The 10,128-nt window shown below is 62.9% G+C and carries 13 protein-coding genes; 7 read left to right on the top strand and 6 right to left on the bottom strand.

Features of this window, described 5'->3' with window-relative positions; translation table 11 throughout:
• The 3 genes from EN738_RS24100 to EN738_RS24090 all read right to left on the bottom strand — a co-directional run.
• Window positions 1–436 (bottom strand): MBL fold metallo-hydrolase (locus tag EN738_RS24100; RefSeq protein ID WP_127285891.1); only part of this gene is annotated, 436 nt, incomplete at its 3' end.
• A gap of 133 nt (window positions 437–569) precedes the next feature.
• Window positions 570–887 carry a hypothetical protein gene (locus EN738_RS24095; protein ID WP_127285890.1) on the bottom strand — a complete coding sequence of 106 codons (318 nt, stop codon included), beginning with the start codon at window positions 885–887 and terminating at the stop codon, window positions 570–572.
• A gap of 147 nt (window positions 888–1,034) precedes the next feature.
• Window positions 1,035–1,928 (bottom strand): branched-chain amino acid aminotransferase, encoded by an 894-nt coding sequence (locus EN738_RS24090; protein WP_127285889.1) that lies wholly within the window; start codon window positions 1,926–1,928, stop codon window positions 1,035–1,037.
• Window positions 1,929–2,172: 244 nt separating this feature from the next.
• Here EN738_RS24090 and EN738_RS24085 point away from each other — a divergent pair, with 244 nt between their 5' ends.
• The 5 genes from EN738_RS24085 to EN738_RS24065 all read left to right on the top strand — a co-directional run bounded on the left by EN738_RS24085 (window position 2,173) and on the right by EN738_RS24065 (window position 7,304).
• Complete coding sequence (locus EN738_RS24085; protein ID WP_127285888.1) at window positions 2,173–2,706, top strand: MarR family transcriptional regulator; 534 nt, start codon at window positions 2,173–2,175, stop codon at window positions 2,704–2,706.
• Window positions 2,693–3,412, top strand: coding sequence for a response regulator transcription factor (locus EN738_RS24080; RefSeq protein ID WP_126058697.1), 720 nt, complete (start codon window positions 2,693–2,695; stop codon window positions 3,410–3,412). The genes EN738_RS24085 and EN738_RS24080 overlap by 14 nt, the downstream gene beginning before the upstream one ends.
• Before the next feature lie 50 nt (window positions 3,413–3,462).
• Window positions 3,463–4,878 (top strand): ATP-binding protein, encoded by a 1,416-nt coding sequence (locus EN738_RS24075; RefSeq protein ID WP_127285887.1) that lies wholly within the window; start codon window positions 3,463–3,465, stop codon window positions 4,876–4,878.
• 237 nt (window positions 4,879–5,115) lie between these two features.
• Window positions 5,116–6,138 carry a glycosyltransferase family 1 protein gene (locus EN738_RS24070; protein ID WP_127285893.1) on the top strand — a complete coding sequence of 341 codons (1,023 nt, stop codon included), beginning with the start codon at window positions 5,116–5,118 and terminating at the stop codon, window positions 6,136–6,138.
• A 248-nt stretch (window positions 6,139–6,386) separates the two neighbouring features.
• Window positions 6,387–7,304 (top strand): hypothetical protein, encoded by a 918-nt coding sequence (locus EN738_RS24065; protein ID WP_245478193.1) that lies wholly within the window; start codon window positions 6,387–6,389, stop codon window positions 7,302–7,304.
• Window positions 7,305–7,365: 61 nt separating this feature from the next.
• Here EN738_RS24065 and EN738_RS24060 read toward each other — a convergent pair whose 3' ends face one another.
• From EN738_RS24060 to EN738_RS24050, 3 genes are all read right to left on the bottom strand, one after another.
• Entirely contained in the window at window positions 7,366–7,725 is a 360-nt protein-coding gene (locus EN738_RS24060; RefSeq protein WP_127285886.1) for a tRNA-binding protein, read from the bottom strand.
• Window positions 7,726–7,743: 18 nt separating this feature from the next.
• Window positions 7,744–8,244, bottom strand: a complete 501-nt coding sequence (locus tag EN738_RS24055; RefSeq protein WP_127285885.1) for a YbjN domain-containing protein — start codon at window positions 8,242–8,244, stop codon at window positions 7,744–7,746.
• Window positions 8,245–8,561: 317 nt separating this feature from the next.
• The gene (locus tag EN738_RS24050; RefSeq protein ID WP_127285884.1) at window positions 8,562–8,864 is read right to left on the bottom strand and encodes an accessory factor UbiK family protein; all 303 of its coding nucleotides are present in this window, start codon (window positions 8,862–8,864) and stop codon (window positions 8,562–8,564) included.
• A 182-nt stretch (window positions 8,865–9,046) separates the two neighbouring features.
• Here EN738_RS24050 and EN738_RS24045 point away from each other — a divergent pair, with 182 nt between their 5' ends.
• Both EN738_RS24045 and lgt read left to right on the top strand, forming a co-directional pair.
• Entirely contained in the window at window positions 9,047–9,286 is a 240-nt protein-coding gene (locus tag EN738_RS24045; RefSeq protein WP_127285883.1) for a BrnA antitoxin family protein, read from the top strand.
• A gap of 105 nt (window positions 9,287–9,391) precedes the next feature.
• Window positions 9,392–10,128 (top strand): prolipoprotein diacylglyceryl transferase (lgt, locus tag EN738_RS24040; protein WP_245494650.1); only part of this gene is annotated, 737 nt, incomplete at its 3' end.

Genomic DNA, 10,128 nt, shown 5'->3' with positions numbered 1-10,128 from the left:
GGTTGAAGTAGACGACGTGGCCCGGCGCATGGCCGGGGCAATGCAGGACCTCGAAGACATGCTCCCCGAACGAGACCGCCTCGCCCTCGGCGAGGAAGCGGTCCGGCACGCAGTTGCGCACCGCGTCGGTGATGCCGAAGCGCTTGGCCTGGTTTTCGAGGTTGGCGAGCAGCGGCCTGTCGGCCTCGTGCGGGCCAATGATATCGACGCCGAGCGCCTCCTTCAGGTCCATCGCGCCTCCGGCATGGTCGATATGGCCATGGGTGATCCAGATAGCGCCGGCCCTGATGTCATTGTCCTTCAGCACCGCCAGCACCTTGTCGACATCGCCGCCGGGGTCGACGACGACTCCCTGTCTGTCGTCCATGTCGAAGAGGATCGTGCAGTTCTGCTGGAAGGGCGTGACCGGCACGATGCCGGCGTTGAGCTGACCCATGATTGTCCTTTCGCTGTGTCTTCTCCGATGTAGAGACACATGCGAACGGCGTCCACCGGCAGTGACGATCTCGATGAGCCGAAACAAATGGGCGGCCGAAGCCGCCCATGCGAAAAGCCCGAACCCGGCAGGCCTATTTCTTCATCGCATTCAGGACCGCCCCGATGATGCCGGTCAGGATGGCGCCGCCGCCCGCGCCGCCAACGATGTTTGGAATGTTCAACGCGCTGCCCAATCCGCCTGCCGCCGCGGCAGCCGCCGCCGGATCGATCGTGCCACCGCCGAGCAGGCTGCCGAGGATCGCCGCGCCGCCGACGCCACCGATGGCACCGCCCAGGATTTTGGGAAGCTGACCCAACGCCGCTTGCTTCAGCGCCGCGCCCACTGCCTGACCACCAATGATACCCGTAATCACCTGAACAACGATCGCAACGAGCGTGTTCGTATCCATGTTAACAGTCCCTCCATGACTGCCAGCCTCCTCGGGCCGACGTCATCATGAGACGCTGAATTGGCCGAAAGTCAAATGCACTGGGGCTTAAATAAAAGGGGCGGCCTGAAAACCGCCCCTTTAAGACAAAAAAGCTGTGACTTATCGCTATTCTGCGGCGATCGCATGCTTTGGTTGCACTGCAGCAGAATAGTCATTCATCAGCGACTTGGCGATCTCGCCAACCTCGAATCGGTATGGACCGATCTCCGAAACCGGCGTCACTTCGGCTGCCGTGCCGGTGAGGAAGCACTGCTCGAAGCCCTCGAGTTCTTCCGGCATGATTGCGCGCTCGATCACCTCCAGGCCGCGTTCCTTGGCGAGGCCGATGACGGTGCGACGGGTAATGCCGTCGAGGAAGCAGTCGGGCTTCGGCGTATGGATCTTGCCGTCCTTGACGAAGAAGATGTTGGCGCCGGTCGCCTCGGCGACCTGGCCGCGCCAGTCCAGCATCATGGCGTCGGCATAGCCCTTGGCTTCGGCGGCATGCTTGGACAGCGTGCAGATCATGTAGAGGCCGGCGGCCTTCGACTTCGACGGCGCGGTGCGCGGATCGGGCCGGCGCCATTCGGCGAGGTCGAGGCGAATGCCCTTCAGTTTCTGCGCCGGGTCGAAATAGCTCGGCCACTGCCAGATGGCGATGGCGCAGTTGATACGGTTGTTCTGCGCCGAAACGCCCATCTGCTCGCTGCCGCGCCAGGCGATCGGGCGCACATAGGCGTCCTGGAAGCCCTGCTTCTTCAACAGCGTGCGGCAGGCGTCGTCGAGTTCGGCGACCGTGTAGGGGATCTTGAAGCCGAGCAGGCGCGCCGATTCATGCAGGCGCTCGGTGTGCTCGGTGAGCTTGAAGATCTCGCCGCCATAGGCGCGCTCGCCCTCGAAGACGGCGCTGGCATAGTGCAGCCCGTGGGTCAGCACATGAATCTTGGCGTCGGCCCACGCGACGAACTCGCCGTTCATCCAGATGAAGCCGTCCAGTTGGTCGAAAGGAACGGATGCCATGGAAACCTCCCGCGGGCGAAAGCCCGCACATCGTTGTATCGTGTGTTTCGTGTCGGCCGCGGCACGCGGCCGGGGTCCGAAAGCGTAGGCGGATATCAAATGTATGGCAAACTCAGGAAGTTCCGGAAAAACGGCTCCCCCTTGCCTTTTCGTTCGCAATCCGCCGAAAAGCTTGTCAAAAATTACCATTGCCGGGAAATTACGTCAATAGTACTGACATAATTCCCCTTCGCATGGAGACAAGATGACGGATCAGAGCAACGCCGCCGGAAAACCGATCAGGACGGCGATCACCGACGAGGACGGCATCGACTTCGCCATCATCGAGCTGCTTTTCTTTGCCTATCGCGACTTCACTTCCGATCCGGACCAGATTCTGGCCGACTACGGCTTCGGCCGCGCCCATCACCGTGTCCTGCATTTCGTCAACCGCAGGCCTGGCCTGACCGTCGCCGAATTGCTCGACGTGCTCAAGATCACCAAACAGAGCCTGGCGCGCGTGCTCAAGCAGCTGATCGACACCGACCATATCGTCCAGTTGCAAGGACCGCGCGACCGCCGCCAGCGCGAACTTTACCCGACCGCCAAGGGCCGCGCCCTGGCCCTGGCGCTGGCGCGGCCACAGTCACGCCGCATCCATGCTGCATTGGAGGATTCCGGTGCCGCCGACCGCGCCTCGATCGAACGTTTCCTGGAAGCGATGGTCAATCCGGAACTAAGAGCGCAGATCGACATTGTGCCTGCGAAAATATCGGGGAAGAGCCATGGAGACCATTGAGAGGGTTGATCATCCGACAGCGCCGGACGACGACGCGCCGCATCTGCTTGTGGTCGATGACGACACCCGTATCCGCAACCTGCTCAAGCAGTACCTGTCCGAAAACGGCTTCCGCGTCACCGTCGCCGGCAATTCCGGCGAGGCCCGGCGCAAGCTCGCCGGCCTCGATTTCGACCTGCTCGTGCTCGACGTGATGATGCCGGGCGAAACCGGCGTCGACCTCACCAAGGCGCTCAGGGCCGAAAAGAACGTGCCGATCCTGATGCTGACGGCGCTGTCCGAAACCGACAGCCGCATCACCGGATTGGAGGCCGGCGCGGACGACTATTTGCCGAAGCCGTTCGACCCGCGCGAGCTGATCCTGCGCATCAACAACATCCTGCGCCGTGGCGGCCCGGTGGCGACGCCCAAGGTCGAGCAGCTGGTGTTCGGCCCCTACACCTTCCAGATCGCCAGGCGCGAGCTGAAGCGTGGCGGCGAGGCGCTGAAGCTGACTGATCGCGAGCAGGAGATCCTGGCGATTTTTGCCGCGCGCGCCGGCGAGACCATACCGCGCCATGAGCTGGTCGGCGACGAGTCGGATGTCGGCGAGCGCACCATCGATGTCCAGATCAACCGGCTGCGCCGCAAGATCGAGCGCGACCCGTCCAACCCGGTCTGGCTGCAGACGGTGCGCGGTATTGGGTATCGGCTCAGCGTGGAATAGATTATCTGTAAGGCCCTTTGCTGAACGGCCGTTGACGAGCGGAAGGGCGGATGGCGACCACGCAACTGGAAAGGCCGGGAAATGACGGCTTGAGCGATCGCGCGATGCGAGTGCTGAAAGCCATGTCGCGCGCCTGGAACCGGTTCTGGCGCCTGGTCGCGCTATACATGCCGAAGCGGCTCTACGCCCGCTCCCTGATCATCGTCATCGCGCCGATGATCCTGCTGCAGTCGGTCGTCGCCTTCGTCTTCATGGAACGCCACTGGCAGACCGTGACGCAGCGCCTGTCGCAGGCGACCGTGCGCGACATCGCCGCCATCATCGACATGATGGAAACCTATCCGCACGATGCCGACTACGCCAACATCATCCGCATCGCCCAGGATCGCATGCAGCTCAAGGTCGACCTTTTGCCGCCCGATCCGCTGCCGCCGCCCGGACCGAAACCGTTCTTCTCGATCCTCGACGAGATCCTCTCGGCCGAGATCACCCGCCAGATCAACCGGCCGTTCTGGATCGACACCGTCGGCAATTCCAACATCGTCGAGGTCCGCGTCCAGCTCGAGGGCAAGGTGCTGCGCGTCTTCGTGCGCCGCAGCCAGGCCTATGCCTCCAACACCCACATCTTCCTGATCTGGATGGTCGGCACCTCGCTGGTGCTGCTGATGATCGCCATTCCTTTCCTGCGCAACCAGATCCGGCCGATCCTGACGCTTGCCGAGGCCGCCGAGAGCTTCGGCAAAGGACGGCCGATGCCGCGGGATTTCCGCCCGCGCGGCGCCGAGGAGGTTCGCCGCGCCGGCTTTGCCTTCATCCAGATGCGCGAGCGCATCGAACGCCAGATCGAGCAGCGCACCGCCATGCTGACCGGCGTCAGTCATGACCTCAGGACCATCCTCACCCGCTTCAAGCTGCAGCTGGCGCTGGCGCCCGGCAAGGCCGAGACCAAGGCGGCGCTCGACCAGGACATCGACGACATGCAGTCGATGCTCGAGGGCTATCTCGCCTTCGCCCGCGGCGAGGCATCGGAGGACCCCGGCCGTTTCGACCTCGACGCCTATTTCCAGAAACTCGGCGAGGAGGCAGCGCTGCGCAAATGCAAGCTGTCGACCACGCTTGTCGGCGATCCGCACGTGCACGTGCGTCCGAACGCCTTCGCCCGGCTCTTGTCCAACGTCATCGGCAACGCCTTCCGCTATGCGAGGACCGTGGAGATCAACGCCGATCACAGAGGCGGCTCGCTTCAAGTCACCGTCGATGACAACGGGCCTGGCATTCCGCGCGAAAAGCGCGAGGAAGTGTTCAAGCCCTTCCTGCGGCTCGACGAGGCGCGCAACCTCGACGCCAGCGGGACCGGCCTTGGCCTCTCCATCGCCCGCGATATCGCCCGCAGTCATGGCGGCGACATCATGCTGGAAGACAGCCCGCTTGGCGGCCTGCGCGCGGTAATCAAGGTTCCGGCCTAGCCCGGGGTTTCCAAGCAAGAATTGCCGGCTTCATCCGCTCGTCATGAAACCATGGTGAAGAGCGCGCATGAAACGTGTGACTTTAGTTGATTCGGCCCTGCCGCCCCGGTTCGAGCCCGCGCCTTCAAGGGTGCGCTGGAGCGAAGCGCGAGCTGCCGCCTGGTCGCCGTTCCGGCATCGTATCAAGGCAAAAGACGACCTTTCCGGCAAAGGGCCGCCATGCGCATCGGGATCGCCATGCGTATCCTGATGGTCACCGACGCCTGGCGTCCGCAAGTCAACGGCGTCGTCCATACGCTGGAGCGGCTCACCGAAACGCTGAAATCCTTCGACGTCGAACTGGATTTCCTGACCCCGAACATCTTCCGCACCTTGCCGCTGCCGACCTATCCCGATATCCGCCTGGCGCTGACGACGCCTGGCCACGTCGCGCGCCTGATCGATCGGCGCAAGGCCGACCACATCCATATCGTCACCGAAGGTCCGCTGGGCATCATGGCCAGGCGCTATTGCCGCAATGCCGGCCGTCCCTTCACCACCAGCTACCACACCCGCTTTCCCGAATATCTGAGCGCCCGGCTGCCGGTGCCCGAGAGCTGGGCCTATCGCTGGCTGCGCGATTTCCACAATTCCGGTCAGGGCACGCTAGTCGCCACCCAGTCGCTGGCGGACGATCTTGCCGCGCGCGGCTTCAACAAGCTGAAGCCCTGGACGCGCGGCGTCGATACCGACCATTTCCGGCCGGACAAGCGCAAGGACATGGGATTTCCCGGTCCGGTCTTCCTGTGCGTCGGCCGCGTCGCGATCGAGAAGAACCTGGGCGCCTTCCTCGACCTCGATTTGCCCGGCAGCAAGGTCGTCGTCGGCGAAGGGCCGGAGCTGGCGAAGCTCAAGGCACGCTATCCCAACGCCCATTTCCTTGGCCATCGCCCGAATGACGAACTGGCCGAGATCTATGCCTCGGCCGACGTCTTCGTCTTCCCGAGCCGCACCGACACCTTTGGCAACGTCATCATCGAGGCGCTGGCCAGCGGTACGCCGGTCGCCGCCTATCCGGTCACCGGACCGATCGACATTGTCGGCGACGGCGTCGGCGGCGCGGTCTCCGAAGATTTGCGTGAGGCTGCCCTTGCCGCGCTCCACGTCGACCGCAACGAGGCGCGCCAGCGCGCCATGCGCTACAGCTGGAAGGCTTGCGCGGAAATGTTCCTCGACACGGTCGAGGAAGCGCTGGGAACGACGCACAAGCTGGCGGCCTGACCGTTGGCAGTTGTGTGGCCTCTTCGATGCCGCCCTCTCGTGCATTTCCCGCAGAAGATCCCGAACATCGACAATTCGCCAAAGTCTTCCGCGTGAAGTTTTTGAGATGCGCTGAGAGACCGAGGGCCGACGAGCTTAAATCCCGCGAGCGTGTTCCTTGCGAGACCTTGCGCGACAGTTGATCGCAGTGCATTATTCTGCGTGTGTAGTTCCTAGCGGGAGCGACGCCGATTTCAACGCTGGACGAATTGCCTGCCGTATCGCCGAAACGTCGCCTCCTGCGCGTCGGTAAGACCGTTGCGACGGTGTTAGGCTATTGCCGGGCGAATGCCTGGCCACTCTTCGTGGCCGCCTGGGTTCCCTGCTTTCTGATGACGCTCTGTCTGGCGGCGCTTGTCCTTATTCTCTTTGCCGATCCGGAGCAGGTGCCTGCCTGGCTCCTATCGCAAGGCTTTGCCCACGGGACTTGGCTTTCCGCGATTGTTGCCGCGCCGTTCTCGGCGATGGTCTTTGCATTCGTCCTGGATCGCATGGCAAACGCGCCCGAGCGCGGCCATATCGTTGTTCGACGCGGCATTGACCGAGTCAAACGCTTCGCTATCCCGGGCGTGCGCTTTGAGCTCGGCCAACGGATTCTTCTGGCTGCGTTGCTTCTCGCGGCCGTCCAGCTTCTTTGCGGCTTTGCGGTCGCCGGCGAGCACAGACTGTTTGTTGCCGGCCTACTGGCCACACATGACCTGCCGCTCAGCCCCGAGGACGTCGCTTCCTGGGCGATGGCGAGGGGAATCTTCAACATGCTTGTGGGCGGTTTCATACTTGCCTGGGAATATCTCCTTGTCGGCGATTTTCTCTGGACGGGCTCGTTTGATCCAGTCGGGTGCTGGCGTGCGCTCGACGGCAATCGTCTGCGTTTCGTCGCCATAATGTTCATCGTTTTCGCAATAGTTGCCATACTCAAATATGGGCTGGGCCTCGCCGTAGGCTTGATCCTGATTCCCGCGGACGGCGCGTCGCCTTCCTTCTTGAACCGTATGCTGATGCATTTCGGACTGGCCTGGCCGTTCGACGGCCTGCATCTGGTGCTCTCGGCAGCAGCGGTCGGAACTATTCTCGGCGCGTTCCGGACTCCAGCCATCGCTTCAGTCCGGCCGGCTGCAGCACCGTGATGGCGCTCGCCGGGGCTTGCTGGCGGCGCTGTGTGGATGACTGTAGCCTGCTCGCTAAATCCTAGAACAGCCGTCCGCCGTCAGGCACCTTGCGCTCAATGGCGCCGAGCACCACGGCGCCCTCCTCGTCGGGAAAGCCGAGCGTCAGCACTTCCGACATGAACTTTCCGATCTGGCGCGGCGGGAAATTGACCACCGCGAACACCTGCCGGCCGACAAGCGTCTCCGGCGCATAGTATTTGGTGATCTGCGCCGACGATTTCTTCACCCCGATCGCAGGGCCGAAATCGATCTTCAGCTTGAATGCCGGCTTGCGCGCCTCGGGGAAAGGCTCGGCCTCGATGATGGTGCCGGCGCGAATGTCGACCCGGTCGAAATCGGCGAAACTGATTTCGGGCTTGCGCGCGCCACTCGCACTCATCTTGGATCCTGATCCGGCTCAGGCGGTGCCGTAGGTCTCGAACAGCACGCCGGCAAGCGCGTCCTTGGCCGAGGTCCCCGACCAGACAACGAACTGGAAGGCCTGGAAATAGCATTCGCAGGCCTCGAGAGCCGACGACAGCAGCACCTCGACCTGCTGGCTCGACGGCTCGACCCCGCCGGCAAGCAGCAGCGACTGGCGGAACATGATCGCGCCCTCCTGCTCCCACAGGTCGAAATGGCCGAACAGCATCTGCTCGTTGATCAACGACAAGAGCCGCATCACCTCCAGCGCGCGCGTCTCGGGCACCTTGATGTCGAAGGCGCAGGCCAGATGCAGCGCCTCGAAATCCTCCATCCAGGAGAAGGAGACATGATAGTCGGTCCAGCTTCCCGCCACCGAAATCGAAATCTCATCGTCGCCGGCACGCTCGAACGACCAGTCATTGTTGTGGGCCACCTGCTCGATGACATCCACCGGGTGGATTTCGCGGGAGAATTCGAGTTCGAGAAGTTCCATGGATGCTTCCTGTGTTCAGGGGAGCGCCACACGCTCCGCGGGGCACACACGACGAACAATCTTGTCTAGAACTCGGACGGCCAGGAACTTCGTCAAACGCAAAGACCCCAGACCGGACCCCACCGCCCGGCGCATGACCCTGCTTCGAATCATGCAACAAATTCAGTCTATTGATCGGGAGTCGCGTGACCAGCCCAATTTTTCGCACTGCGTCATTCGCATGTGGAAAGGCGCTGTCACGATGATTCATGCAATGCCGGTAAGCGATTCACGGCAAAGCGCTTTTTCGGATTGTGCTTTGTGGAAAAGTTTAACGATTATTTTTTCGTTTTGGCCTTCGTCGCCGCCGCTGGTGCGGCCTGCCCGGTGAGTTCGGCAAGCTTCGCCTCGAGCGCCTCGATGCGGGCGGCGAGCAGGACGTTGTCTTCACGGGCTTTCACCGCCATCTCGCGTGCGGCCTCGAACTCCTCGCGCTGCACCACGTCCATGGTATTCAGGATGCGCTCGGCCTGGCCCTTGAAGGCCGTCTCCACTTCGCGCCGCACGCCTTGCGCGGCGCCGGCGGCATCCGTCATCAGCTTGGCGAATTCATCGAGAATGCGGTTCGGTCCGGTCGACATGGCAAATCCTCGCTTGCTCGATTTGACGTAGTGGCGCGCGGCGCGGAATGCAAGAACGTTGCGGCGGCTGCGGCATCGCACCTCGCCGGCCGAGCCTGTACGTGATGGCGCCACGTGGCCTATTGTAGTGCTTTCAAGTCGACCTGCGTCAAGCACGAGTCGCTCTCAGTCAGGGTCAACCAATGACAACGCCCCCGCGCCGACCGACAAATCCGATGGCAGCCGCGGAGGCTGCCTTCAAGCCGATCAAGAAACCGGCGACCCCAATTCGCGAACCCTCAGCCGCGCCGAACGTAAGAGAGCTTGTTTCGATCAGAATCGATCGTGCCGTGCTGGACCACTTCCAGGAAGACGGTCCCGGCTGGCAGGACAGGATCAATGACGCTCTAAGGCGGATGGTCGGCGGCAAGCTTCAGGATTGACCCCGCCATCTGCGGCGGCCAAGGCAACCACCACCTTGCCTTGACCCTGCCAAAACCCTGCCGCATGGTCCGCGCCCGAAACCAGACCGCACCCGGGAGACCCTGTTGAGCGAATATTTCCTGCTGCCGCTGGCCTCCCTGCCCTTCCCCAACATTGACCCGGTCATCGTCCAGATCGGCCCGCTGGCGGTGCACTGGTACGGCGTCGGCTACATCGTCGGCATCCTCTTTGCCTGGTGGTACGCCAAGCGCCTCGTCACCAATGCCAGGCTGTGGCCGGACGGCGCCTTGCCGATGAAACCGGAGGATCTCGACGACTTCATTGTCTGGGCAGCGATCGGCGTCGTGGTCGGCGGGCGCGCCGGCTATGTGCTGTTCTACGACCTGGCGCGCTACATCGCGCATCCGCTCGACATCGTCGCCGTCTGGCAGGGCGGTATGTCGTTCCATGGCGGCCTGCTCGGCGTCATCCTCGCCATGACGCTGTTCTCCTTCAAGCGCGGCATCCGCACATGGACGCTGTTCGATGTGGTGTCGGCGGGCGTGCCGGTCGGGCTTGGCCTTGTGCGCGTCGCCAACTTCATCAATTCCGAGCTCTGGGGGCGACCGACCGACGTGCCATGGGCGGTGGAATTCCCCAATGGCGGTCCGTTCTCGCGCCATCCGAGCCAGCTTTACGAAGCCCTCCTCGAAGGCCTGGTGCTGTTCCTCGTGCTGCGCTTCCTCACCCATTCCAGGCTGAAGCTGAAGACGCCGCGCTTCGTCGGCGGCGTCTTCAGCTTCAGCCTGGAATGGGTGAGGAAGCGCAGCACGAGGAACAGCACCAGGCCTTCGAGGAGGGC

Source organism: Mesorhizobium sp. M4B.F.Ca.ET.017.02.2.1 (assembly GCF_003998955.1).
Classification (GTDB): Bacteria; Pseudomonadota; Alphaproteobacteria; order Rhizobiales; family Rhizobiaceae; genus Mesorhizobium; species Mesorhizobium abyssinicae.
This window is presented reverse-complemented; position numbering and strand designations above follow the sequence as displayed.